The sequence below is a fragment of the Mycobacterium montefiorense genome, assembly GCF_003112775.1.
GTDB lineage: Bacteria > Actinomycetota > Actinomycetes > Mycobacteriales > Mycobacteriaceae > Mycobacterium > Mycobacterium montefiorense.
In genome coordinates this window covers 224806-249878 of record NZ_BFCH01000036.1, presented here as the reverse complement: position 1 = coordinate 249878, position 25073 = coordinate 224806, and the positions used below count along the sequence as shown (strand labels likewise).

Here is a 25073-nt window from a genome sequence, read left to right as displayed (position 1 = left end):
TCAGAGCAGCGAAGAGGCGCCCACCGGCCCCATCACGGGTGGGCCAGCGCAGCAGACCGCTGCGGGCCCGCCGCCGGCCGGGGCCCCAGCCCGCCAGCGCAACATCGTCGCCGATCTGACTGCCGCCGTGTTACTGCTCCTCGCGCCGCTGCTGCCGTGGAATCTGTACTTCGGTATCGCGATCCCCGACAGCAACACGACCGTGTTCGCCGTGCTGATCGCGGTGACGCTGCTGTCCCTGATCGCGATTGCTTTGCCCGGCTCCGGGCGCACGACTCGCGGGGTTCGGCTGGCGCTCAACGCTCCCTATTTGCTGCTGGTGCTCGCCTTCGTCGGGTTCGACGTGTTTGAGACCGTCCGCTTCGGTGGGACCGTGACCGTGCCGGGCGGCGTCGGACCGGGGGCCTGGCTAGGAGTCGCCGGTGCGCTACTGAGCACCCAGTCGACCAGCAACACCACCGCCGCGGACGACGACACGTCCGATGGGCGGCAGCGGTCCGCTCAGATCATCGGCTACGTCTCGATGTTGGCCGCGGCGCTGAGCTTTGGCTTCACCCTGTACTGGCGAGTGAAGTACGCGCTGGGCGACTCGGCGGGCTTCGGTAAGCAGAACATCGCGGTCATCACGACTGCGGCCGTGTACGGCTTGGTGGCGTTTATCGCGGTACTCGTCGCCTCGCGGTGGCTGCTTCGCGGTACCCGGGCAACGCGTCTGGCGACCATCGCGCTGGGGGCCTCGACGCTGGTCGCCGGGGTCGTCGTCTGGTTCCTGCCCGCCGGCCGTGACATCGACGCGTTCCACGGCATCGCGCAGAACACGTCGACGGCGGGCGTGGGCTTCGAGGGCTATCTGGCGTGGGCAGCGGCCGCCGCGATTTTCGTGCCGCGGACACTGTTCGGCCGTGCCCGTACCTTGTCGTCCGAGGAGGGTGCCTGGCGGGCAGCGGCCCGGACCGGCTTGCTGCTCATCATCGTTTGGTGCCTGGGATCGGTGGCGATGCGGATCACCGACCTGGCCGTCGCGGTGAGCCTGGACTACCCGTACTCGCGTTACGACAGCGTGGTGCTGGCCGCGTTCGACGTGGCCACCGCGGCACTGGCGATCTGGCTACGGATCAAACTGGGCGACGGTTCAGTATCCGCCCGGCTGATCACGACACTGTGTGGACTCGTTGCCACGCTAAGCATTTCGCGCGTCATCGTCGGCGTCGTGCTGGCGCCGCGATTCCTGGAAGCGCCGAATGCGGGCGCGCCGAATCCGGTCTACGGAAACGATCTCGCCCAGCAGATCACCAGCACCTTCGACGTGGCCCTAGCTGCGCTGTCGCTGTGCATCCTGGTAGCGGCGGTCATCACCGGGCACTTCACCCGCCGGCGCCTACGGCGCCGCGCCGCCCGCAAGCGTGCCGTCGCGGAGAACGCGCACGCACCGACGACACGAATTCCGACCGCCGCTGCCCCGCCCTCGGCGGCCGAGACCACGCGCATCCACACCGGCGAATCGCCTACTACCGCAATACCGTTACTGGCCGGGTCACCGCGGATCTTCCGCGGTGACGACTCGGCCACCGGGCAGATACCCGTCGCCAAGCCCCAGATCTACCGGCCCCCGCAAAACCCATCGTAACGCGGGTTAGCGCAGCGGCGCGAACGCGAACTCCCGCAGCCCGTCGCGCGGATCGATCGCCGCGCGAAAACCCAGCACCTCGGCGGCGCGCGCCGGGTCGGCGACGATGTGGCGCACGTCGCCGCTGCGATACTGCCCGGTAATCACCGGGGACACCGGCTCATTGCGTGCCTCGCAGATCGCCGTGGCCACCTGCAGGATCGAAATCGGCCGTCCCGAGCAGACATTGGCCGCCGTGAACCCAGCGCCGTCCGTTGCGCAAAGGTGGGCCGCCGCGGCGAGGTTGGCGGCCGCCACGTCGTCGACGTGGACGAAGTCACGCATCTGGCCGCCATCCTCGAAAACCCTTGGCGGCTCACCCTTTTCCAACGCGGAGCGAAAGATCGCCGCCACTCCTGAATACGGGGTGTCGCGCGGCATTCCGGGGCCGTAGACGTTGTGGTAGCGCAACGCCACCACCGAGCCGCCCATCGACTCCGACCACGCCAGCGCGTAGTGCTCCTGGGCAGTCTTGCTGGCGGCATACAGGCTGCGCGGCCGCAGGGCGGCAACCTCGCTGACGAGGAGCCACCTGACCGGCGCACCGCAGACCGGGCAGCGATGCTCGAACTTGCCGGCGTCGAGGTCGGCACGCCGCCGGGGCAGCGGGTCGACGGGCCCGTGATCGGGACACGCGTAGTGGCCCTGCCCGTACACCACCATCGACGACGCCAGTACCAGGCGGCGTACCCCGGCGGCGAACATCTGCGCCAGCAGCACCGTGGTGCCGTAGTCGTTGTGGCCGCCGTAGGCGGGGGCGTCGGCAGCGTCCACGCCGGCGCCCACCATCGCCGCCTGGTGACACACCAGATCGACACCGTCCAACAGCGGGGCCAGCGCCGTGCCGTCACGGACGTCGACCCGATGACATCCATTCGGCAGCACCGAGTTTGGGCCGTGCGCGGCAGGCAACAACACGTCGACGGCGACTACCTGATGGCCGGCAGCGCGCAGCGCCGAGTCCACCCGCGACCCGATAAAGCCGGCCGCGCCGGTCAACAGCACCCTCATGGCAGCTCGAACGGCAGTGTCACGCCGGTATGCGCCAGACAGTGCGCGCAGTCACGCTCGGCGTCCACCCGGCCAATCGCTTCGCGCACCCGTTGCTTGAACAGCTCGATGTTCTTGTCGAATTCCACCATGACGTCCACCGTCTTCACGCCCTCGCCGGCGCTGACGCCGGCATCCAGGTCGGTTACCAAAGCTATTGCTGCATAACATATTTCGAGTTCACGCGCCAGCACCGCCTCGGGGTATCCCGTCATGTTGACCAGAGTGAAGCCTGCCGAGGCGAACCACTGACTTTCGGCGCGGGTGGAAAATCGCGGCCCCTGGATCACCACCATGGTGCCGCCGTCGACGACGCCGGGCAGGCCGGTGACGGCGTCGCGCAGCGTCGGGCAATACGGGTCGGCGAAGTCGACGTGAATCGCCCCGGAGTCGAAGTAGGTGTCGGCACGGGCATTGGTGCGATCCACCAGCTGATCGGGCACCACGACCGCACCCGGACCGTGGGCGGGCGTCAGGCTGCCCACCGCGCACGGCGCGAGCACCCGGCGCACGCCCAGCGTGCGCAGCGCCCACATGTTGGCGCGGTAGGGCACGGTGTGCGCCGAGAATTCGTGCGTGGCGCCGTGTCGGGGCAGGAAGGCGACATCGTGGCCCCCGACGGTGCCGACCGTGACCGCGGCGCTGGGGCGGCCGTACGGGGTGTCCACCTCGACGTGCGCAACGTCGGAGCCGAAGAACGTATAGAAGCCGCTGCCGCCGATCACTCCGAGCATCCGCCCATTGTGGTCCATAGGGCAGGATGCCCTGGTGGCCAATTTTGCGCAGTGGATCTCGGGGGCCCGGCCGCGGACGCTGCCCAACGCCGTCGCCCCGGTCATCGCGGGCACCGGCGCCGCGGCATGGCTGCACTGCGCCGTGTGGTGGAAAGCGCTGCTGGCGCTGGCCGTCGCAGTCGCGTTGATCATCGGGGTCAACTACGCCAACGACTACTCCGACGGCATCCGGGGCACCGACGACGATCGGACCGGCCCGGCGCGACTGGTCGGCTCGCGACTGGCGACGCCGCGATCGGTGCTGACCGCCGCGGTGACATCGCTCACGGTGGGCGCGGCGGCCGGCCTGGCGCTGGCGCTGACCAGCGCGCCGTGGCTGATTGCGGTCGGCGTCGCGTGCATCGCCGGGGCGTGGCTGTACACCGGCGGGTCGCGGCCCTATGGCTATGCGGGTTTCGGCGAGGTCGCGGTTTTCGTGTTCTTCGGCCTGGTCGCCGTGCTGGGCACGCAGTACACCCAGGCGTTGCGGATCGATTGGGTCGGGCTGGTGCTGGCGGTGGCGACGGGCGCGCTGTCGTCATCGGTGCTGGTCGCCAACAATCTGCGGGATATCCCGACCGACGCGCTGGCGCACAAGATCACGCTGGCGGTACGTCTTGGCGATGCCCGCACCCGGGTGTTCTACCAAGGGCTGCTGGCGATCGCCGGGGTGCTGACCCTGGTGCTGATGCTGGCGACGCCGTGGTGCGCGGCGGGGCTGGTCGCCACGCCGTTCGCGCTGCGCGCCGCCGGGCCGGTGCGGTCCGGCCGCGGCGGGCCCGAGCTGATCGCAGTGCTGCGCGACACCGGGCTGGCAATGCTGGTCTGGGCGGCCGCGGTGGCCGCGGCGCTGGCGCTCGCGCATTGACTGTCTTCTCGAAGAGCTCGCCGGATTCCGATAACAAGCGTTAGCGTCAGGTGTGACAGCCATTACATCGCTAGCCGGATAACACCGAGCGAGGAGCGCAATGCAGCAGATCGCCGCGACCCGCGGGCCCAAGAACATCGGACTGCTCAGCGTCGGGGCATACCGCCCCGAGCGCGTGGTCACAAACGAGGAGCTGTGCCGCAACATCGACTCGTCCGATGAGTGGATCTACACCCGGACCGGAATCAAGACGCGCCGATTCGCCGCCCGCGACGAATCGGTCGCTTCGATGTCGATCGAGGCCAGCCGAGCAGCACTCGCGAAAGCCTCATTGCAGCCCACCGACATCGACGGCGTCATTGTCGCCACCAGCACCCAGTTTTTGCAGACCCCGGCCAGCGCCCCGGCGGTTGCCTCGGGACTGGGCGCAACCGGCGTGCCCGCCTTCGACATCTCGGCCGGATGCGCCGGCTTCGGCTACGCGGTCGGCGTCGCGGCCGACATGATCCGCGGCGGCAGCGTCGCCAAGATGCTGGTCATCGGGTCGGAGAAACTATCCCCCACCGTGGACATGCTCGACCGCAGCAACTGCTTCATCTTCGCCGACGGCGCAGCCGCGGTGGTGGTGGGCGAGACGCCCGAAGAGGGCATCGGACCGACGGTCTGGGGCAGCGACGGCGAACAGGCCATGGCCATCCGCCAGGACATCGATTGGATTGCCTACACCGAGAACCCCACCGGACCACGCCCGTTCCTTCGGCTCGAAGGCAGCGCGGTGTTCCGTTGGGCGGCATTCGAAATGGGCAAAGTCGGGCGCCAGGCGATGGATGCCGCGGGTGTGCGATCCGATCAGATCGACGTCTTCATCCCGCATCAGGCCAACGCCCGGATCAACGAAGTGCTGGCCAAGAATCTGGATTTGCGGCCAGACGCGATCGTCGCCAATGACATTGAGCACACCGGAAACACGTCCGCGGCGTCCATCCCGCTGGCGATGGCCCAGCTGCTGGGCACCGGGGCGTCCAAGCCCGGCGACCTGGCCCTGCTGATCGGGTACGGTGCGGGCCTCAGCTATGCCGCACAAGTCGTGCGGATGCCCAACGGCTGAGCTCAGCTCTCGTCGGGTTCGTCTTCGGATACCGCCTCGCCGCGCAATCGGGCCTGCAACTGTTCGCGTTCGGCGCGACGGCGTTCGCCGGCGACCGCGAGAGCGGCCGTGGCGCGGCGGCGCAGCGGGCTGAACACCCAGATACCCAACGGCATCGCGATGATCAACGCGAACAGTGCGGCAACGACGACAGGGAACTGGCTAACCCCGAGCAACCGCGCCGCCAGGTAGATCACGCCGGTGAGCACGGCCGCCAGCAGCAGGCGCGCCACCGCGTAGAGCAAAACCTCGACTGCCACGCGATCTGAACCGCGCTCCGGCGCGCCGTCCGCAGGCTTATCCCCAGTGCTGTTGTCGCTCGGCCCTTCTGACACAGGTCGAGCCTACGGCGCGTAGTATATTCGCTCAAAGGAGGTGTCGAGTGCTTTACCTGGTGGTCGTCCTGGTTCTGGGGACGCTGATTTACGTTGGCTGGCGAGCGGCCCGGTCGCAGATGCACCGGCCCAAGTCGCGCGTCATCGGACCAGACGACGATCCAGACTTCATGCGCCGGTTAGGAAACGGAGACGACACCCTCCGCTGACCGCTCCGACGGCGCTGGCTACCCGACACCCAGGTTGGGCTGATCTCCCGGAAACCCTTCTGCGACAACAGCGGCCAAGCCGATGAGCGCTTCGCGAGTCTCGCGCCGCATCTGATCTAGATGAACCTCGGCGCCTTCGTCGAGATGAGCGTCGTAGGGCACCAACCGCACCGCCCGGCAACGCCGGGAGAAGTGATCGACCACCTTATTCATGTCGACCTTGCCGTTGCGTGGGCGCACCGCGTTGATGACCGCGATCGAATTGCGCACCAGCGCTTCGTGGCCGTGTGCGTCCAACCAGTCCAGCGTCGCCGAGGCACTGCGCGCGCCGTCGATGGAGCCAGAACTCACCACGATCAGAACGTTGGCGTTCTCCAGCACCGACGACATCGCCGAGTGCAGCAGGCCGGGCCCGCAGTCGGTGACCACCAAGCCGTAGTAGCGCTCCAGAATTCCCAGCGTGCGGGTGTAGTCGTCGGCGTTGAATGCCTCCGATACCGCCGGATCGCTTTCCGAGGCCAGCACTTCCAATCCGCTGGGGCCCCGCGAGGTGTAACGGCGGACATCGCTGTAGCGCTCGACGGTCCCGGCGTCCTGCAGCAGCTGACGCACCGTGCCCGCCGTCTCCAGTGGCACCTTTTGACTCAGCGTGCCGCGATCGGGGTTGGCGTCGATGGCTACCACCCGGTCGCCGCGAACCTCGGCGAAGGTGGCACCCAGGGTGGCAGCGACCGTGGTTTTGCCGACGCCGCCCTTCAGCGAGATCACCGCGACCCGGTAGGAGCCACGCAACGGCCGGTTGACCTGCGCCACCAAATTGTTCTGCCGGGCCGCACGCGGGCTCTCCCCCAGGTTGATCATCCGGCCGGACAGCACGTAGACCAACCGGCGCCAGCCCTCCGACGGCGGCGGCTTGATGGGCCGCAACAGCATGCCCGTGGACAGTTCCGGATAGGGCGTGTGTGGCACGTGCTCGGGGCGATACGGGGCCGCCGCTTGCGGCGACGGCGCCTCGGCGTGGCCGTTGTAATAGGCGCCGTACGCGGTCGGATCGACCCGCGGGATGCCGGTCACCGGCGTGGAATCCCAGGGCGGCATGCCGGCTGGCGGCGCCGAGGCGCCGGGCTGCGCTTCCCGCCTATCCGTTGCCGGGACCCGGCGCTCGGTGCGGAAGCCGGCGAAGGCTCGAGTCGGCGCGTTGCCGTCCGATGAGTCGCCGGACGGCTGCTGAGGTGACTCTCGGCCAGACAACTCAGTCGTCGGATGTTCAGGCGCCCCCACGCCTCCCGTAGGTTGCTCAGACACGTGCATTCCCCCTTGGTTGCGGTGTCGATTCCTAACTGTCAGCCCACGCCCGCATAGGAATGCAGGCCCACTGTCACCAGGTTAACGAAGAACAAATTGAAGACCATGGCTACGAACCCGACCACGTTGATCCAGGCGGCCTTTCTGTCCCGCCATCCCGCGGTCGATCTGGCATGCAGGTAGGCCGCGTATACCACCCACGCGACAAACGAAACCGTCTCCTTGGGATCCCATCCCCAGTACCTGCCCCAGGCTTCCTCGGCCCAGATGGCTCCGAAAATGACCCCGAAGCCGAACACCGGGAACGCGAAGATCGTGGTTCGGTAGGCAATGCGGTCCAGGGTCTGCGCGTCGGGTAGCCGATGCACGATCCGCGCCAACGCGCCCTCGGCCGCGGGCTCCCCCAGCCGCGAGGTGCGCAGCAGGAAAAGGATGCTGGCGATGCCGGCGACCAGGAACACTCCGGAGCCCAGGCTGACCACCGACACGTGGATGGGCAGCCAGTAGGACTGCAGGGCGGGCATCACGGGTGCGGCATTGGTGTAGAGCCAGCGGCCGGAAACCGTCAGCAGGATCAGCACCGGGAGCAGCAGAAAAACCCAGAGCGGGCGGAACTGCGGACGGCGCAGCACAATGGCGCCGGCGATCAGCCCGCACATGCAAGTGAGGTTGATGAACTCGTACATGTTGCCCCACGGCACCCGCATGGTGGCCAGGCCGCGCAGCACCAGGCAGGCCAGCAGCAGGCCGATGCCGAGGTAGACAACCGCGAGCCCGGCTCTCCCGGCGCGTTCGTCGGCCGGCCGCCTTGCGACGTCTTCGACGACACCGGGGGTGGCGCTGTCGGCGGCCACCGAGCCGGCCAGAACCCGCTCGCGGGTGTCCGCCCGACGACTACCTGCATAGGCCAGCTCGAAGGCCAGCAGCAGCAGCGCGAGGACCAGGACCACCACCGCCGAGGTGAATGCCCAGTCGGAGTAGCGCGCCAGGGCGATGTTGACGTGCAGGGTGTTCATGTGACGTCCCTTCCAGCCCTGGCGGGCGAGGCGGCAGCGGGTTCGCTCAGCCCGGTCAACAATCGCTCGGTGAGCCTTTCGAACTCGTCGCCCCAACCGGAGTTGTCGGTGCGGGCCAAGCCGCCCAGCTCGACGTTCACCGTACCGGGGGGCTGGTCGGCCGGTTCTGTGACCGGAACGAGGCGCACCCACACCCGGCGACGGCGCACCAGCAGCGACACCAGCAGCCCGCCCATCATTGCGACCGCGAAGACCAGCACCCAGATCTGGCCGGGGTCGTGTGAGACCTGCAGGTTGACGAATGGCACGGCGCCGTCGAAGCGGATGGTGGTGCCGGCCGCCGGACCCTGGTCGATCCGCACCTCCTGACCGGCGCGCAGATTGACCCGCTTCTCCTTGGTCAGCCGGCCCTGCTCGATCAGCCGGGGATCCAGCGAGAACAACGACTGCGGGCGCCCGGTGTCCAGGCCGGTGTCGCCGCGATAGATGTCGACGGCCACCGCGGGCGCGTTCAGCGCCGGGAACCGCGATGACAACAACACGCCGTCGAGTTGTTCGGTGGGAGCCAGCAGGCCCTGGATCGCGATCTCGTGTTTACGACGCTCGGCGGCGTTGGGATAGCTGCCGGCCGGCGGGTCGATGCGCGCCACCCCCGACGAGAGCAGGGTCCGCGGGTTGTCGGGCCGCCACTGCCCGGTCGAGGTGCGGGTCTGCCCGTCGGGGAACCTCACCGTGAAGCTCGGCGCGTAGCCGTGTCCCTGCAGGTACACCCGGTCGCCACCGATGCGCAGCGGATGGTTGACCTCAAGCCGGTAAGGCCGCCAGCTATTGGCGGTCAGGTCATGACTGGACGGGTAGTCCTGGTAGTCGATGTCGGCGGCGAACGACGTGGCCTGTCCGGACGGCAGGTAGTGTGCCTGAAAGTCGTTGACCCGCACGCAGATTGGATGTAGCGACGTGCCGTCGACGGTGTTGCCGGCGCGGAACGAGTCGAACGCGGCCGGCGACGCCGAGCAGAAGCCGGGGCCGCCGTCGGCGATCACAATGACGTTGCCCTCGTAGCCGAACAGCTTGCCGACGGCGACCGCGACCAGCAGGCCCAGCAGCGAGAAGTGAAAGACGATGTTGCCGAATTCGCGCAGGTAGCCCTTTTCGGCGGAGATCTCCACGGCGTCTCCGTCATGGCGGATGGCGGTGCGCCAGCCGTGCAGCCGGCCGGCAAGCCGGTTCGCGACGGCGTTGAGGTCGGCGTCGTCGGCCAGGGTGAGCTGCGAGCTGGCGTGCTTGGGCAGCCGGGCCAGGTTGCGCGGGGCGGCGACCGGCGTGGCGCGCAGGCCGCGGGCATGCTCGATCATTCGCGGGGTCAGGCAGCCGACGAGAGAGACGAACAGCAGCACGTAGATGGCGGTGAACCAGAAGCTGGAGAACACGTCGAAGGCCTGCAACCGGTTCAGCCACGGGCCGATCGTCGGATGGGCGGCCAGGTAGTCGTCGACCTTGCCGGCGTTGAGGCTGCGCTGGGGCAGCAGCGCTCCGGGGATCGCGCCGAGCGCCAGCAGACACAACAGCACCAGCGCGGTGCCCATCGAGGTCAGCGCGCGCCAGGTGTTGCGTACATACGCGACGATCAGCGGGGTCAAATCGGCAACCTCACGTCGCTGACGAAGGCGTCGCGCAGCCAGGAGATGAAGTCGTTCCACACACCGGTGACCAGCAGCACCCCGACCGCGATCAGCAGCGCGCCGCCGAAGATCTGGATCCCCCGGCTGTGGCGTCTCAGCCAGCCCAGGCCGGCCACCGCGCGCGCCGAGCCGAAGGCCAGCAGCACGAACGGGATTCCCAGGCCCAGGCAGTAGGCGATCACCAGCAGGATTCCGCGTGCCACATTCGCGCCTTCGGTGGCCGAGGCGACGGTGATCACGCCGGTCAGGGTCGGCCCCAGGCACGGTGTCCAGCCGAGCGCGAACACCGCGCCCAGCACCGGCGCCCCGGCGACCGTCGTCAGCTGCTGCGGGCTGAACCGGACCTGGCGTTGCAGAGCCGGGACCAGGCCCACGAACACCAGCCCCATCACGATGGTCAGCACACCCCCGGCTCGCTGCAGCACCAGCTGGTTGCCGATCAAGGTCGTCGTCATGCCGAGCACCGCGACGGTGCCCAGGACGAACACCGTAGTGAACCCGGCGACGAACAGCGCCGCCGATCCGGCGACTCTCCACCGGGCGGCCGGCGGGGCTTTGATCGCGCCGGACCCGGCCTGCTCGTCGACTCCGACCACCGCGGCCAGATATGACAGGTAGCCGGGCACCAGCGGCACCACACAGGGCGAGGCGAACGACACCAGCCCCGCGAGCACGCAGGCACCCAGCGCCACCAGTAACGGCCCGGCGGCGGCGGTTTGTGCGAAACCGGTCACCGAGGCGTACCCGGTCGTGCCGGCGTGCTCAGTCCCGGCGGCGCTTCCCGGGTCAGCTTCTGCACCACGGGCTGCAGGTCGGCGGCCAGCAATTCGCGCAGGAACACCGCCGCGACCCGGTGCTGGCGATCCAGCACCAGCGTGGACGGAATGACGGTGGTCGGGTACTTGCCGCCGAATGCGATCAGGGTGCGCATCGCCGGGTCGTAGATCGACGGGAACGTGACGGCGCGATCGTTGACGAAATCCAACGCCGCCTGGCGGTTGTTGTCACGGACATCGATGCCGAGGAAGGACGCCCCGGACTCGCGGGTGGCGTCATACACCTGCTGCAGTTGGGTTACTTCGGCTCGGCACGGCCCGCACCACTGGCCCCATACGTTGATGACGACGACGTTGCCCGAGAAGATCGGATCGTCCAGCGACAGCGGGTGCGCGGGATCGGCCAGGTCCGGCCCGGACAGCGGGCCCGGGCGGCTACGGCTCGACGGCGGGTCGTAGGAGATGTCGGTTTTGCCTCCGGGAGAAACGAATTCGAAGGTGCCGCCCTGCGCGACGGCGTCATGACCAGCCGAGCAACCGGTCAGCAATCCGGAGATTGCCAACACAGCCACGGCGATCATCGGCCGAAGCATGCTCAAGCGCCCGCCGGTTGGGAGTATTCGACGTCGACCAGCCGGTCGCCGTCGTAGACCAGGGTGGTGAGCGAGGCCAGACCGCACTCGCGGCGCCGCGGGTCGTGCCACAGCCGCTTGCCGGTCAGGTGCAGCCGCAGCGTCCAGACCGGCAGCTGGTGGCTGACGCACAGCACCTCATGGCCCGCGCCGCGGGCCCGCGCTTTGTCGACCGCGGTGGACATCCGGTCCGCGATCTCGCGATAGGGCTCACCCCACGACGGCGTGAACGGGTTGCGCAGCTGCCACCAGAAGCGCGGGTTCTGCCAGGCGCCGTCGCCCGGGCTCATGCGCTTGCCCTGAAAAAAGTTGGCCGATTCGATCAGATCGGGGTCGGTGTCGATGACCAGGTCGTGCTTCGTCGCGATGGGCGCGGCGGTCTCCTGGGCCCGCTGCAGCGGGGAGGCGATCACCGCGACGATGTCGCGGCCGGCCAGCGCGTCGGCGACGGCGGCAGCCTGCGCTCTCCCCTTGTCCGACAAGTGAAATCCCGGCAGCCGGCCGTACAGGATGCCGTCGGGGTTGTGCACCTCGCCGTGCCGCATCACATGCACTCGGGTTTGCTCGGCCATCAGGACTTCCCCTCCCGGGTCGCGCTCGCGGCCGCACGCGCAGCGCCGGGCAACGCGGCCGCGATTCGCTCGAACGCGGTGTCGTCGAGTGCCGCCGAGACGAACCACGCCTCGAAGGCGCTGCACGGCGGATACACGCCCGCGTCCAACAGGGCGTGGAAGAACGGCGGATAGCGCCAGGTCTGGCTGTTGCGTGCGGACGCGAAATCGGTGACCGGCGTGTCCGCGAAGAACACGCTGAGCATATTGCCGGCTCGCGGAATCTGATGTGGCACACCAGCATTGGTGAGGGCCTCGGCGAACAGTCCGGCCAGGCGGTCGGCATTGGCGTCCAGCGCGGCGTAGACGGCGTCGTCCGCGGCACGCAGGCTGGCCAGCCCGGCGGCCATCGCGACCGGGTTACCCGACAAGGTGCCGGCCTGATACACCGGCCCCAGCGGCGCGAGGCGCTCCATCACCTCGGCCCGCCCGCCGAACGCGGCGGCCGGCAGCCCGCCGCTCATCACCTTTCCGAAGGTGAACAGGTCGGCGGCGACCGGATCGATTCCGTACCAACCGCTTCGGCTGACCCGGAAGCCCGTCATCACCTCGTCGATGATCAGCAGCGCGCCGTGCTCGGCGGTGATCGCGCGCAGCGCGGCGTTGTAGCCGGCGCCCGGTGGCACGACGCCCATGTTGCCCGGGCTGGCCTCGGTGATCACCGCGGCGATCTGGTCTCCGAACCGGGCGAATGTGTCGCGCACCGCGTCAATGTCGTTGTAGGGCAACACGATTGTGTCTGCCGCAGCGGCCCCGGTGACCCCGGGCGAAGACGGCAGGCCCAGCGTCGCCACCCCGGAGCCCGCGTCGGCGAGCAACGCGTCCGCGTGGCCGTGGTAGCAGCCGGAGAACTTGATGATCTTGGCACGCCCGGTGAAACCGCGGGCCAGCCGCACCGCGCTCATGGTGGCCTCGGTGCCCGAGTTCACCAGCCGCAGCCGCTGGACCGCCGGCACCCGGCCGATGATCTCGGTGGCGAGCTCGGTCTCCGCGGGAGTCGGCGCCCCGAACGACAGCCCCGAGGCCGCGGCCTTGGCGACCGCGTCGACCACGGCCGGGTGCGCGTGGCCGAGAATCATCGGGCCCCACGAGCAGACCAGGTCGACGTAGCGGTTGCCGTCGGCGTCGGTGAGCCAGCAGCCGTGCGCCTCGGTGATGAAGCGCGGCGTGCCACCCACCGCGGTGAAGGCGCGTACCGGTGAGTTCACCCCGCCGGGGATCACCGCGCACGCGGCGTCGAACAAACTCGCCGAGGTGCCCACAGACGTGGTCGTCTGCTCAGTGCTGCCCATGCCGACCAGTGTTCCAGCCTCCGCGGCCCGATCAACTACAGGGTGTAAGAGTCCCGCTACGGGGTTGAGGGGTTCGGGCACCGCGAGTTGGATGGTGGTTATGCAACTTCCCCAGCGCCTGGCCCGCTTCAACCGGCATGTCACCAACCCGATTCAACGGATGTGGGCCGGCTGGGCCCCATCATTCGCCATCATCGAGCACGTCGGACGGCGCTCCGGAAAGTCCTATCGCACGCCGGTCAGCGCGTTCAGCGCCACCGTCAACGGCAAACCCGGCATCGCGGTGCTGCTGACCTACGGCCCCGATCGCGACTGGTTGAAGAATCTCGACGCGGCCGGCGGCGGGCAGATGCGCCGCCACGGCAAAACGTTCGGCATCGCCGACGCTCAGGTCGTCACCAGGGACGAGGCGGCCGAGCACGTCAAGAGCGGGACGCGGCGGGTTTTCGGCCGGCTGCCGTTCGAGCAGGCCGTGCTGTTCACCAAGACGTCCTAACCGACCCGGCCCCGGGCACGCGCGACGGCGTAGATCGCCAGCACCACCGCCCATGACAGCAGGCTGAGCAAGAGCTGACTGCGGGCAGAGCCGTCGAACGCCATCTGCACCAGCACGGCGGTGATCCCGGCCAGCGTGAGGATCGACAGCACCGGGAAGAACCACATCTTCACCCGCAGTTTCTCCGCGGGTGTCCGGCGGCGCAGCACGATCTGCGAGAGCGCGATCAGCCAGTAGACGAACAGGATGATCGCGCCCGACGAGTTGAGCAGGAAAAGAAATACCGTGTGCGGCGCCAGCCACGACACGATGACACACCCGAAACCGATCGCCGACGAGAACAAGATGGCGAAGTGCGGGACGCCGCGCCGGCTGAGTTGGACCAGTCGCATCGGCGATTCGTTGCGGGCGGCGAGCACGAACAGCATGCGCGACGCCGTGTAGAGCCCGGAGTTCAGGCAGGACAGCACCGCGGTGAGCACCACCGCGTTCATCACCTGATCCGCGCCGGCCAGGCCCATCTGCTTGAACACCGCGACATAGGGCGATGCTTCGAGCTCCACCGAATTCCACGGCAGGATGACGACGACCAAAAAGATCGAACCCACGAAGAAGACTGCGATGCGCGCGACAACCGATCTCGTCGCCCGCTGGACCGCAAGTGCGGGGTCGCGACTTTCGGCGGCGGCGATCGTGACGATTTCGGCGCCCACCATCGAGAAGATCACCACCACGATCGCGGCGAACACCGCGCCGACGCCTTTCGGGAAGAACCCACCGTGCGCGGTCAGGTTCTCCAAGCCGACGTGGTGACCCGGCCACAGGCCGAGCACGAACACCGCGCCGATCCCCAGAAAGATCACGATCGTAGCGACTTTGATTCCGGCGAACCAGAATTCGAATTCGCCGAACGATGCCACCGAGAACAGGTTCGTCGCGGTCATCAGCACCATCAGGCACAGCGACAGCACCCATAGCGGGGCATGGAACCAGTAGTTGAGGACTTTGCCGCCGGCGACCGCCTCGAATCCGACGACGATCACCCAGAAGTACCAATACAGCCAGCCCACCGAAAACCCGGCCCACCCGCCCAGCGCCTTGGCCGCGTAATCGGCGAACGATCCAGTTGACGGGTTGGCAGCCGCCATCTCGCCCAGCATCCGCATCACCAGCACAACCAGCACTCCGCAAAGCGCATACGTCAGGAATGCGGCGGGCCCGGTATTGCAGATCACCACGCCCGAGCCGACGAACAATCCGGCGCCGATCACGCCGCCGAGCGAGATCATACTCAGCTGTCGCAGCGAAAGCCCTTGGCGTAGTTGAGTATTGGTACCATCTTCGGGCTCATCGAATTCGTTACCCGCAGACGGCCGCATCCGGGGGAATGCTAGCGGGCTTCACCGTCGACGGCAACCACCGATCACAGGTACAGGTCTTGGTCGCGGATCAGCGCCGTGGCGAACACGCTAATCGCCGCGGTCGCAACCAGATACCCGCACGCCAGCCAGGGCGCGCCACCGACGGCGGCAATCAGCGCGGTGAGGATCATCGGCGTCACCCCGGATGCGTACACGCCCGAGAACTGGTAGACGAACGACAAACCGGTGTAGCGCGTGCCGGTCGGATACAGCGACGAGTACAGCGTGCCTTGCGCGCCGTAGAACAACGCGTGCACGACACCGAACACCAGGATCATCGCCAACCCGAACCAGATCAGGTTCCTGGTACCGAACAAGGCGAACGCCGGAAAGGCCGCCAGCCCGTAGAGCGCCACGCCGATCAGGTACACCCGGCGCGCGCCGTACCGATCGGTCAACGCTCCGGAAACGGGCAGCAGCACCGCCATCAACAGCGCGGCGATGGTCACCACTATCAGCACCGACACCCTGTTTAAGCCCAACGCGCCGGTGGCATAGCTGATCGCGAACACGCCCCAGGTGTTGAAGGCCGAGCCTTCGGCCCAACGAGACAGCAGTCCCAGCAACGTGTTTCGCCGGGACCGAGGTTCGCGCAGGACTTCCCGGATCGGCACGGTGGACGATGCCTCGAGGTCGCGTAGCTGCCGGAACGCCGGGGTTTCTTCGACCCGAAGCCGCACCACGACGCCGATCACCACCAGCACCACACTCAGCAGGAAGCCGATGCGCCAGCCGTACGCGAGAAATCGCGTGGGGCCCAACACAACCTGTAGGAACGCGAAGACGCCGGTGCCCAGCGCCAGTCCCAGCGCCAAGCCGATCTGCGGGATGGCCCCGTAGCGGCCGCGCCGGTCGCCGGGGCTGTGTTCGACGGCCAGCAGCACCGCGCCGCCCCATTCGCCGCCGAGCGCAAAACCCTGCAGCACGCGCAACACCAGCAGCAGCACCGGCGCCCACGCCCCGATCTGAGCCGCGGTCGGCAGCGCCCCGATCAGCGCGGTCGCGACGCCCGTGATCAGCATCGTCAACGCCAAGCTGCGCTTGCGTCCGATGCGATCTCCGATGTGGCCGAACACCAGACCGCCGATGGGCCGCATCACAAACCCGACGGCGAAGGTCGCGAATGCCAGCAGCGTGCCCACCAGGGAGCTCGCGTTCGGGAAGAACACCTGGCTGAAAACCAGTCCGGCCGCGGTCGCGTAGAGGAAGAAGTCGTACCACTCCACCGTGGTGCCGAGCAGGCTCGCGGCGACGACGGTCCGCAGCCGCCGGCGGCGGTCGGCGTCGGATTCGCCGGGAATGTCCGGCACCGCTATCGACGCGGCGGGCAGCGTCGTCACCACCGCTATTGCGCCGAGGCCACGGCGAACGGCGTCGCGGAGGCCGGTTGGGTCTTGCGGTTGGGGTGTTTCCACACGCCCCGGCGCTCCAGCAATGGCAGCACGCCCTCGCCGAACCAGTAGGCCTCTTCGAGGTGCGGGTAGCCCGACAGGATGAAGTGGTCGATGCCGAGGTCGGCGTATTCGAGCAGCCGCTCGGCGACCTCTTCATGCGACCCGACCAGCGCGGTGCCCGCACCGCCGCGCACCAGGCCGACACCTGCCCACAGGTTGGGCGCGATCAGCAGCCGATTGTTGTTGCCGCCGTGCAACTTCAGCATCCGGCGCTGGCCCTCGGATTCGCTGCGTGCCAGGCTGGCCTGCATTCGCTCGATATCTGCAGGATCGATCGCCGACAGCAGCCGGTCGGCTTCAGCCCACGCTTGCTCGGCGGTGGGGCGGCTGATCACGTGGATCCGTAAACCGAATTGCAATGTCCGGCCGGCATCGGCGGCCAGCCCGCGCACCCAGTCCAATTTCTCGCCGACGGCCGCCAGCGGTTCGCCCCAGGTGAGGTAGACGTCGGCGTATTTGGCGGCAACGGGGCCCGCCGATCCCGACGATCCGCCGAAGAACACCGCGGGCACCGGGTCGGGCCGGTTGTTGAGCTGCGCGCCCTCGATCGCAAGGTGCTCGCCGGCGAACGTCACCGGTTCTGTCGAAGTCCACAGTTGACGCACCACATTCAAGAATTCGGCGGTACGCGTGTAGCGCGCTTGCTTGTCCAGGTAGTCCCCGTAGGCCCGCTGCTCGTGCGCTTCGCCGCCGGTGACGACATTGAGCAGCAGCCGGCCATCCGAGTGCCGCTGAAACGTGCCGGCCATCTGTGCGGCCAGCGTGGGACTGAGCAGACCCGGGCGGAATGCCACCAGGAACTTCAGCGTCTCGGTGCGTTCGATCAGCATCGCCGTCGTCAACCAGGCGTCCTCACACCACAATCCGGTCGGTGTCAGCACCGCTTCAAAGCCGTTGTCTTCGGCGGCGGCACAAATCTGGTGCAAATAGCGCAAAGTCGCGGTTCGGTCGCCGTGCATCGACGTGCCGTGCCCGCCGGCGACTAGGTTGCGCGAATCCCCGTACGTCGGCAAAAACCAGTGAAATGCCAGGCTCATTCAATCCTCTTCCGCTCTTGATCAGCATTAGGCCGGCGGTGCAAAGCCGGCACGAAAGTTCCAGCGTCCCCAAGCCGGCCGCGGCACGCGAGGGTTGTAACCTGCCAGATTCAATTGGGCCGGACGGGCCGGGTGGTGTCGCACGTCACTGGTCGATGACTGCCGCATCACAATGCCCTTCCAAACGGCGTGGCAGGGTCGGAAAAACCCAGCGGGCCCGGCATTATGACGCTCGTGCCTGATCTGAACCGCCGCGCGGTGCTGCGAATGGGCGCCAGTGCCAGCGTTGCGGCCGCGGGCGCGTGGGCTTTGAGCGCCTGGCTGGACCCGCTGGAACCACAGGCGGCGCCCCAGCCGATGTCACCCTCCCCGTTCGAGCCCTCCACTGCGAGTAGCAACCTGCCCACCAAACTCACCGGCTCGTTCATCTCAAAGGCGCGCGGCGGCGTCAAGACCAATTGGGTGATCGCGTTGCCGCCCGGGCAGACTCCGCAGAGCGGCCTGCTGCGCCCGGTGATCGCGTTGCACGGCAAGGACGGCGACGCGAACATGATGCTCGACTGCGGTGTGCCTGACGCGCTTGCCCGGTTGGTCAAGGAGGGCAAGCCGCCGTTCGCCGTGGTGGGAGTCGACGGCGGTTCCGATTCCTACTGGCACAAACGGGCCGACGGCAGCGACTCGGGTGCGATGGTCCTCGACGAGCTGCTGCCGATGCTGGGTTCGATGGGCCTCGATACGTCCCGGGTCGGCTTCATGGGCTGGTCGATGGGCGGCTACGGGGCGCTGCGTCTGGGCGCCAAGCTGGGGCCGTCGCGGACCGCGGGAATCTGCGCGATCAGCCCGGCGCTGTACTCGTCCTACGCCGATTGCGCGCCCGGGGCGTTCGACAGCAACGACGACTGGATGGCGAACAGTGTGATGGGCCTGCCGGCGTTGTCACAGATCCCGCTGCGGGTGGACTGCGGCACCTTCGACCGCTTCTATCCCGCCACCCGCCAATTCGTCGGCCAACTGCAAACTCCGCCGGCTGTCAGCTTCACGGTCGGCGGCCACGACATCACCTGGTGGCGCCTGCAGTTACCCGGCGAAATCTCCTGGCTCGCGACGTAGCGGGGGCACCCGAAAAAGGTATGACAGTCCGGCAGGAAACCCCCGCCAGCCCGCCCTCACCAGCGGGCGATAGCCCCACCCGGCAAATACAGCGACGCGGATTCCGACCGGACATCGAAGGCCTGCGGGCCGTCGCGGTCGTCGCCGTCGTGCTCTACCACGCGGGCATCCCCGGTACCGCCGGCGGATTCATCGGCGTGGACGTCTTCTTCGTCATCTCCGGATTCCTGATCACCGGACTGCTCTGGCGGGAGGTCAGCGGCGCCAATACCGTTGCACTGGGCCGCTTTTACGGCGCGCGGGCCCGCCGGCTGTTGCCGGCCGCGGCTACCGTCGCCGTCGTTACCGCGATCGGAGCGGCCATCGTGCTGCCGCCGCTGCAGGCGCGAAACGTCTTCCTCGACGGCATCGCCAGCGCGCTCTACGTCGGCAACTACCGGTTCGCCAGCCAAGGCACCGACTACCTGAACGCCGACGTGCCGTCGCCATTTCAGCACTACTGGTCACTGGGTGTCGAGGAACAGTTCTACGTGGTGTGGCCGGTGTTGATCATCGGCACCGCGTGGCTGGTCGGACGCGTGCGCCGCGAAGCCCAGCCCAATTCCAAGGCCAAGGCCATGCCATACGCAGTGGTGCTGGCGTTGGTCGCCGCGGCCTCGTTGACGGCGGCGGTGGTGTGGACCCGAGCCTCGCCGCCGTGGGCATTCTTCTCGCTGCCCACCCGCGCCTGGGAACTGGCCGTCGGGGGTCTGGTCGCACTGTCGATCGAGCAGTGGCGCCGGCTGCCGCTGCTGCCCGCGGCGATCGCCGGATGGGGCGGCCTGGCCCTGATCCTGCTGACCTGCACACAGCTGGGGCCCGCCACGCCTTACCCCGGCACCGCGGCGCTGCTGCCCGTGCTGGGCACCGCGCTGGTGATCGGCGGCGGCTGTGCCACCCGCAGCCTGGGCGTCGGTCGCCTGCTGTGCCGCCCGGCGATGCGCGCGATCGGGCGGGTGTCCTACTCCTGGTACCTCTGGCACTGGCCGGTGTTGTTGCTGTTGCCGCGGGTGCTCGGTGAGCCCGCCGGCCTGGCGGCCCGGCTGGCCGCCACCGCTGTCTCGGCCGGGCTCGCGGTGATCACCTTCCACCTGGTGGAGAATCCCGGCCGATTCGCCGCGGCCCTGCGCCGGTCGGCCAAGGCCAGCCTGGCGGTGGCCGGGATCGCCAGCGCGGCCACCGCGTCCGCATGCGTGCTGTTGCTGACGGTGATACCGGTGCCGGTCGGCCACGGACCGGCCGCGGCGAAGGCCAACATCATGGCGCTGCCGACGGCCACCCCCGGCGGCCCGAACGCCACCGATCCCCGGGAAGCGGCCGTCCAGCAGGCCCTCACACAGGTGCGCGCCGCCATCGCGGCCGCCGCGGGCCTGCGGGCCGTCCCGTCGAATCTGGACCCGCCACTTGCCCAGGCGCCGGCCGACAAGGCCGCCGTCTTCGTCAACGGCTGCGTGCGCTCCTGGCGCGACGTCGGCCAAAGCGAGTGCGCGACAGGCGACACCGGCTCGCCGACAACGGTCGCCCTGATCGGCGACTCGCACGCGGCGATGTGGAACCCGGCCTTTCAGCAGGTTGCCGAGCAGCGACACTGGCGGCTGGAGACGCTGGCCAAAGTGACCTGCCCGGTACAGGACCTGCCCATCGACAGCCCCTATCTCGGCCGCGAGTACACCGAGTGCGAACAGTGGCGCGGCCAGGTCATCGCCCGCGTGGCGGCCGAACACCCGCGTCTGGTGGTGCTGGACATGAGCCGGCGCTACGGCAGCGACTTCGGCTTCGTGTCCTACGACCCGGCGTGGATCGAGACCCTGGGCCGCACCGTCGCACAGCTGCGCCGTACCGGCGCGACGGTCCTGGTCCTAGGCCCTGCCCCGGATCCGCAATCCCCGGTACCCACCTGCCTGTCCGGACATCTGGACGACGCCACCGCCTGCGCGCCGAGCCGGTCGGCTGCGGTCAACGACGATGGCATCTCCAAGGAGCGCGCGGCCACCACCGGAAACGGCGGTCACTATGCCGATCTCACCGACTTGTTCTGCACGGCCGAGCGCTGCCCAATGATCGTCGGTAACACCCTGGTCTTCCGCGACGACAACCACGTCACAACCGAATATGCACAACTGTTGGCACCGGTGCTGGGTGCGCTGGCGGATCGTGCCATAACGGACGGATGACGTTGCGATGACTTTCTTTGCAAATGAACCCCGCCACAATCCCGAACGTGTTACGAATGTAAGGGTTTTGGAGGTTTGAAATGTCCCCGCTGTTGTTGGTCTGCATCGCGGCTGCTACGCCAGTCGTCGGGATTGGGTTGATGCAGCTGCAGGCACGCCTGGAGCAGTGGGACTACGAGCGGCACGCAGAAGACTAAGCGCCAACCGTTGGCGCGTTAATGCCTTGCGCGGCTGGCATTTTGACGGGGGGCCAGCCCGTTGAAAATACCGATGCCTCGTTACGTGAGCAATTGCGTACGAATCAGCGGTGCAATCTTGTCGGCCATGTATCGATGCCCAGCGTCGTTGGGGTGCACGCCATCCGGGCCGATCAGGTCGGGCCTGTCGACGAACCAACGCGCGCCGATCGGGTCGACGAACGCGGCGCCCGCGGCACGCGCCTCAGAGTTCAGCACGTCGCGAATCTGCAGTATGTCCCCGGGCACATCGGCGGTCGGCCAGGGCGGCCCGATCACCAGGAATCTCGCCGACGGCGCGAGGATGCGCGCGAGAGTGAAGGCGTCGCGAGCCCGTCCGGCCAACAGACCCAGATCTGAGCCCTGATCGTTGCGAGAGCCGTAGAACACCACCAGCACGTCGTCCGGCTTGGCCACCCTGGACGTCAGGTCTTGAAAGATGCTGCCGTGGTCGCCGGGCACCACATACCCGGCTCGGCCCTCAGCCGCCACGTCGGGGGCGATCTGCATACCTCGCTTGGTCAGCGTCTGCCAGGTAAGAGCGGTCCATGCTTTGGGGCCCAGGCCGCCCTCGTCGGTGCCGGTCGTATAGGAGTCGCCGATCACCGCGATGTGGGTGAGCCGGGAGCTCAGCGTCGATATGCCGCGGGCCCGCATCGGAGCCGGCAGCCCCACGACCTCGACGATCAGGCCTACCAGCAGAGCGAGATTAACGACGAACGCGGCCAGGCGACTCACTTCTACCTCCCCCTGTGCACGGCATGGCGGTGTGCTGCACCCATTCAACGGAAATCGTACGAAGAACCGGCGCGAACGGACCGTCAACGCGCTGTCACTCCTATGTGATCCATGTCCGAGCCGGTTGGCAAAGTTCAAGCTACCAGTGCGGCGCGCCTATCGTGGGCGAATCCGAATCCGAGAGATTTTGGGGCACAGCATGATTCGCGGGCACTCGTCATACCGCGCGGGCGGTAACCGATGCCGGCCCGCCGTCGATCGGGTGTACCTTGGCCGGACCCGACTCACTGAACTCGGGTCGCTGGGCCGCGGGCCGGACGTCGACCATCCTGCGCATCCAGCGGCGGGCCGGCTCCTCCACGAAGTGATAGAGCAGGCTCGAAAGCGCCAGGGCGATGACAAATAGGCCAAGGACGTTCCATTTCCAGGGCGAATCGGATTCCCACGGCGTGAGCTTGAATTGCTCGACCGCCCATCCCCAGGACGTATGCACCAGCTCGTGCACCATGTACAGGCAGAACGAGATCTGTCCGCCGTACACCAGCACCCGGGTAGACAGCAGTCTCGGCAGGCTGCCCAGGCCGACCGCCAGCGTGATCACCAGCGGAATGAACAGCGCGTCGACCACCCCACCACTGTCGTTTTCCACGACTCCGGTGATCGGATGCGCGTTGAACCAGTAGAGGACCCCCACCACCGCAGCCAGCAGTAGCAGGGAGAGGTATCCGGCGACGTGGCGGCCGCGCTCGGTCAGCCGCAATCGGCGCACGGCGGCGCACGCCAGCGCCCCCGCGGCGAACTGCGTCACGATCCGCGGTAGCCAGCTCCACGGCATGTAGAAATGGCCGCTGGCCAACAGCAGCACCACCGGCGGCAGCGAGGCCGCCACGGCCAGAAACATCAGGGTCCGGGCCCGGGTGGCCAGCTTCATCCGGAAGACCACCAGCGCGAGCAGACCGAACAGCAGGTAGGCGAGCCATTCCGCACTGATCGACCAGGCGGGCCCGTCCCAGCTTGTCCCATCGAAGAACGGCTCGAACCACAGCTGCACGAGCAGCACCTGGCGCACATAGCTGATCGCGGTGAGGTCATTGGCCTCGGGCAACGGGACATGACCGACGTGCAGCGACAGGATCACCAACAGCGCGGCCAGGTGCAAGGTGACCAGGTAAACCGGCCACACCCGGGCCAGCCGCAGCCACAGGAAGTGCAGGGTCTCGCGCGTCGACCAGGACCGGCCCATCCGGTCGAGATAGTTCCAGGCCAGCACGAATCCGCTGAGGATGAAGAACAGATCGACGCCTTGGGCGCCGCAGTTGAGTACCGGCGCGAGGTTCTCGCGGAAATCAGGCGAGATATCGCTGAGCATCGGCCGGAAGTGGAACAGCACCACCCACACCGCGGCGACGATGCGCAGTCCCGTCAGGGCTTTGATCTCACCCTTGATCTCTGCGGTGCGCACGACGCTCTTTCGGTCTGGACTCATGCAGTTTCGTTTGCCTTCTCACCCGGCTGACCGGGCGATATCGCCCTATCACAAGCCCCCAGACTCACAACCGGTAGCCAGAGCAGCCTAACAGCGCGATAGCCCGGATCGCGCCACGGCGGCGGTGTGGCCGCCTCTTTACCTCCAGAGGGCGCTTCGGATCAGCTTTTTAGCAAACAGTTAGACGCGGCTTCCGGTCTCCTTAGGTTTGGCGGGCAACGTTATAGCTAGCTTCGGTCGGCGTCGTGTCGGCCTTGCATCAGTACCGGAATTGGGGCGTCATGACGATCGCGATGACCACTCGGCAGGGAAATGGCAGCATCGACTGCGGTGGGGCCGAGGTTCGGGCCCACTGCCGCCACCTCGCGACGGTGGTGACCATCCGCGGGGAGATCGATGCCGTCAATGTCGACCGGGTCCGCGATTGCCTTCGCCGTTTCATCGTCGGTGACACTCCCGTGGTGCTCGACATCAGCGACGTGAGCCACTTCGCCGGGGCGGGCTTCTCGCTGCTGTACACGTTCGACGAGGACTGCCGCCGGGCCGGCATGGAGTGGACGCTGGTCGCCCGCCCCGATGTCACCGAACAGCTGGTCGCCGCGGACGGCGATTCCGCGTTTCTGACCGCCGGCTCGGTGCCCGAGGCGTTCGGCGACCTTGCCGACGCGGTCGTCTACCGGCGCCGGCTGGCGCTGCCGCTGATCAGGAAGACGGCTTAGCGCTGCGGCTTGCTTGCCACAGCCGCGACGTTCCGAGGACGGCCAGCACTCCGGCGATCGTCGTCAGCAGCATGGCCAGTAGCAATAGCGCAGGGTCGTAAACCAACGAGGTGGTCGACGGCTGCCCGTCCGTGATCGGCGCGACGCCCACGATGTGACGGGCATGCAGCCAGCTCGCCCCGACACCGACCAATGCCGCACCAGCCAGGCCGAGTTCGATCAGAGCCCGGTAGCGGGCCATCACAGCTGCGACCCTTCGTCATCGTGACCATCGATATCGAAGGCGTCCGATCGGGCCGGCTCCACCCGCTCCTGCACCAGCGGGGTCAGCGCTTCCCGAAGGCGACGATGCCGTTTCGCCCACGCCTGCGCGGTGCGACCCCCGGTGAGCTTCAGGCCGATGCCGGTCCGGCCGCGCGGAACACCGAACAGTTCACCGAGCGCCCGCGCCGACTGCCACCTCGCCAGCTCCTTGTCGGAATTCGCCGGATTCTCGGGCTCGGGAAACACCTTAATGATTTCGCGCACCAGGATGGTCTCGGTGCCCTGACGCAAGGCGTCGTCGGTCAGTTCGACGGAAACGTGGATGCGTGCCGCCTTCACCTGCAGCGAGATGAACGCCGAGACCATCACCAAAAAGATCGCCGGAACCCACAGCGATATCGCGGCGCCACTCCATATTTCGATCAGGATCATTGACGCCGCCGCCGCCGGGCCGCTCAGCACCCAAAGCCAGCTGGCGCCGGGTTCGTAGAAAAGCGGTTTGGGGTTGACATCCCTCGCTGTGGTCATTGGAGCCTC

Annotated in this window: 25 protein-coding genes; 8 read left to right on the top strand and 17 right to left on the bottom strand. The window is 67.8% G+C overall.

What is annotated here, in order from left to right:
* The first annotated feature begins 31 nt into the window (after positions 1-31).
* The gene (locus tag DB708_RS24980) at positions 32-1627 is read left to right on the top strand and encodes a DUF7937 domain-containing protein (RefSeq protein ID WP_235616952.1); all 1596 of its coding nucleotides are present in this window, start codon (positions 32-34) and stop codon (positions 1625-1627) included.
* A 6-nt stretch (positions 1628-1633) separates the two neighbouring features.
* On the opposite strand, the gene DB708_RS24975 is transcribed toward DB708_RS24980, so the two are convergent.
* Both DB708_RS24975 and DB708_RS24970 read right to left on the bottom strand, forming a co-directional pair.
* Complete coding sequence (locus DB708_RS24975) at positions 1634-2677, bottom strand: NAD-dependent epimerase/dehydratase family protein (RefSeq protein ID WP_108926139.1); 1044 nt, start codon at positions 2675-2677, stop codon at positions 1634-1636.
* Positions 2674-3450 (bottom strand): S-methyl-5'-thioadenosine phosphorylase, encoded by a 777-nt coding sequence (locus DB708_RS24970; RefSeq protein ID WP_201263614.1) that lies wholly within the window; start codon positions 3448-3450, stop codon positions 2674-2676. The genes DB708_RS24975 and DB708_RS24970 overlap by 4 nt, the downstream gene beginning before the upstream one ends.
* Positions 3451-3484: 34 nt before the next feature.
* Here DB708_RS24970 and DB708_RS24965 point away from each other — a divergent pair, with 34 nt between their 5' ends.
* Positions 3485-4357, top strand: a complete 873-nt coding sequence (locus tag DB708_RS24965) for a 1,4-dihydroxy-2-naphthoate polyprenyltransferase (protein WP_108926137.1) — start codon at positions 3485-3487, stop codon at positions 4355-4357.
* Between the two features lie 100 nt (positions 4358-4457).
* Complete coding sequence (locus tag DB708_RS24960; RefSeq protein ID WP_108926136.1) at positions 4458-5465, top strand: beta-ketoacyl-ACP synthase III; 1008 nt, start codon at positions 4458-4460, stop codon at positions 5463-5465.
* Positions 5466-5467: 2 nt separating this feature from the next.
* Here DB708_RS24960 and DB708_RS24955 read toward each other — a convergent pair whose 3' ends face one another.
* The gene (locus tag DB708_RS24955) at positions 5468-5839 is read right to left on the bottom strand and encodes a DUF4229 domain-containing protein (RefSeq protein ID WP_108926135.1); all 372 of its coding nucleotides are present in this window, start codon (positions 5837-5839) and stop codon (positions 5468-5470) included.
* 47 nt (positions 5840-5886) lie between these two features.
* Between DB708_RS24955 and DB708_RS24950 the strand changes: the two genes are divergently transcribed.
* Positions 5887-6048 (top strand): hypothetical protein, encoded by a 162-nt coding sequence (locus tag DB708_RS24950; RefSeq protein WP_108926134.1) that lies wholly within the window; start codon positions 5887-5889, stop codon positions 6046-6048.
* Positions 6049-6066: 18 nt separating this feature from the next.
* Here the strand turns inward: DB708_RS24950 and DB708_RS24945 are convergent, their stop codons facing one another.
* From DB708_RS24945 to hemL, 7 genes are read right to left on the bottom strand one after another with little or no spacing between them, the layout of a single operon-like run.
* Positions 6067-7359, bottom strand: coding sequence for a MinD/ParA family ATP-binding protein (locus DB708_RS24945; RefSeq protein ID WP_108926133.1), 1293 nt, complete (start codon positions 7357-7359; stop codon positions 6067-6069).
* A 32-nt stretch (positions 7360-7391) separates the two neighbouring features.
* The gene (ccsB, locus tag DB708_RS24940; RefSeq protein WP_108926132.1) at positions 7392-8369 is read right to left on the bottom strand and encodes a c-type cytochrome biogenesis protein CcsB; all 978 of its coding nucleotides are present in this window, start codon (positions 8367-8369) and stop codon (positions 7392-7394) included.
* Entirely contained in the window at positions 8366-9955 is a 1590-nt protein-coding gene (locus DB708_RS24935) for a cytochrome c biogenesis protein ResB (protein WP_108926291.1), read from the bottom strand. The genes ccsB and DB708_RS24935 overlap by 4 nt, the downstream gene beginning before the upstream one ends.
* A 50-nt stretch (positions 9956-10005) precedes the next feature.
* Positions 10006-10785 (bottom strand): cytochrome c biogenesis CcdA family protein, encoded by a 780-nt coding sequence (locus DB708_RS24930; protein WP_108926131.1) that lies wholly within the window; start codon positions 10783-10785, stop codon positions 10006-10008.
* Positions 10782-11420: a TlpA disulfide reductase family protein gene (locus tag DB708_RS24925; RefSeq protein ID WP_108926130.1), complete on the bottom strand. Its 639-nt coding sequence runs from the start codon at positions 11418-11420 to the stop codon at positions 10782-10784. The genes DB708_RS24930 and DB708_RS24925 overlap by 4 nt, the downstream gene beginning before the upstream one ends.
* Before the next feature lie 2 nt (positions 11421-11422).
* The gene (locus DB708_RS24920) at positions 11423-12031 is read right to left on the bottom strand and encodes a histidine phosphatase family protein (RefSeq protein ID WP_108926129.1); all 609 of its coding nucleotides are present in this window, start codon (positions 12029-12031) and stop codon (positions 11423-11425) included.
* On the bottom strand, positions 12031-13362 hold the full coding sequence (gene hemL / locus DB708_RS24915) for a glutamate-1-semialdehyde 2,1-aminomutase (RefSeq protein WP_108926128.1): 1332 nt from the start codon (positions 13360-13362) through the stop codon (positions 12031-12033). Before hemL ends, DB708_RS24920 begins: the two co-directional genes overlap by 1 nt.
* Positions 13363-13462: 100 nt before the next feature.
* On the opposite strand from hemL, the gene DB708_RS24910 reads away from it, so the two are divergent.
* Entirely contained in the window at positions 13463-13858 is a 396-nt protein-coding gene (locus DB708_RS24910) for a nitroreductase family deazaflavin-dependent oxidoreductase (RefSeq protein WP_108926290.1), read from the top strand.
* On the opposite strand, the gene DB708_RS24905 is transcribed toward DB708_RS24910, so the two are convergent.
* The 3 genes from DB708_RS24905 to DB708_RS24895 are packed head-to-tail and all read right to left on the bottom strand — an operon-like array spanning position 13855 to position 17770.
* Complete coding sequence (locus DB708_RS24905; RefSeq protein ID WP_108926127.1) at positions 13855-15237, bottom strand: amino acid permease; 1383 nt, start codon at positions 15235-15237, stop codon at positions 13855-13857. The two genes, DB708_RS24910 and DB708_RS24905, sit on opposite strands and share 4 nt — an antisense overlap.
* 44 nt (positions 15238-15281) lie before the next feature.
* The gene (locus tag DB708_RS24900) at positions 15282-16622 is read right to left on the bottom strand and encodes an MFS transporter (protein WP_201263626.1); all 1341 of its coding nucleotides are present in this window, start codon (positions 16620-16622) and stop codon (positions 15282-15284) included.
* A 2-nt stretch (positions 16623-16624) separates the two neighbouring features.
* Positions 16625-17770: an LLM class flavin-dependent oxidoreductase gene (locus DB708_RS24895; protein ID WP_108926126.1), complete on the bottom strand. Its 1146-nt coding sequence runs from the start codon at positions 17768-17770 to the stop codon at positions 16625-16627.
* 225 nt (positions 17771-17995) lie between these two features.
* Here DB708_RS24895 and DB708_RS24890 point away from each other — a divergent pair, with 225 nt between their 5' ends.
* Both DB708_RS24890 and DB708_RS24885 read left to right on the top strand, forming a co-directional pair.
* Positions 17996-18880, top strand: coding sequence for an alpha/beta hydrolase (locus DB708_RS24890; protein ID WP_108926125.1), 885 nt, complete (start codon positions 17996-17998; stop codon positions 18878-18880).
* A gap of 20 nt (positions 18881-18900) precedes the next feature.
* Complete coding sequence (locus tag DB708_RS24885; protein ID WP_108926124.1) at positions 18901-21093, top strand: acyltransferase family protein; 2193 nt, start codon at positions 18901-18903, stop codon at positions 21091-21093.
* Positions 21094-21371: 278 nt separating this feature from the next.
* Here DB708_RS24885 and DB708_RS24880 read toward each other — a convergent pair whose 3' ends face one another.
* On the bottom strand, positions 21372-22067 hold the full coding sequence (locus DB708_RS24880; protein ID WP_108926123.1) for an Rv0518 family GDSL lipase: 696 nt from the start codon (positions 22065-22067) through the stop codon (positions 21372-21374).
* A 217-nt stretch (positions 22068-22284) separates the two neighbouring features.
* Complete coding sequence (locus tag DB708_RS24875; RefSeq protein WP_201263625.1) at positions 22285-23529, bottom strand: acyltransferase family protein; 1245 nt, start codon at positions 23527-23529, stop codon at positions 22285-22287.
* A 305-nt stretch (positions 23530-23834) separates the two neighbouring features.
* Here DB708_RS24875 and DB708_RS24870 point away from each other — a divergent pair, with 305 nt between their 5' ends.
* Positions 23835-24272 carry an STAS domain-containing protein gene (locus DB708_RS24870; protein ID WP_108926288.1) on the top strand — a complete coding sequence of 146 codons (438 nt, stop codon included), beginning with the start codon at positions 23835-23837 and terminating at the stop codon, positions 24270-24272.
* Here the strand turns inward: DB708_RS24870 and DB708_RS24865 are convergent.
* A complete protein-coding gene (locus DB708_RS24865; protein WP_409347634.1) occupies positions 24256-24513 on the bottom strand; it encodes a hypothetical protein in 258 nt (85 codons plus the stop codon). The genes DB708_RS24870 and DB708_RS24865 overlap by 17 nt on opposite strands.
* Positions 24513-25064 carry a DUF3093 domain-containing protein gene (locus DB708_RS24860; protein WP_108926120.1) on the bottom strand — a complete coding sequence of 184 codons (552 nt, stop codon included), beginning with the start codon at positions 25062-25064 and terminating at the stop codon, positions 24513-24515. Before DB708_RS24860 ends, DB708_RS24865 begins: the two co-directional genes overlap by 1 nt.
* Between the last annotated feature and the right edge of the window lie 9 nt (positions 25065-25073).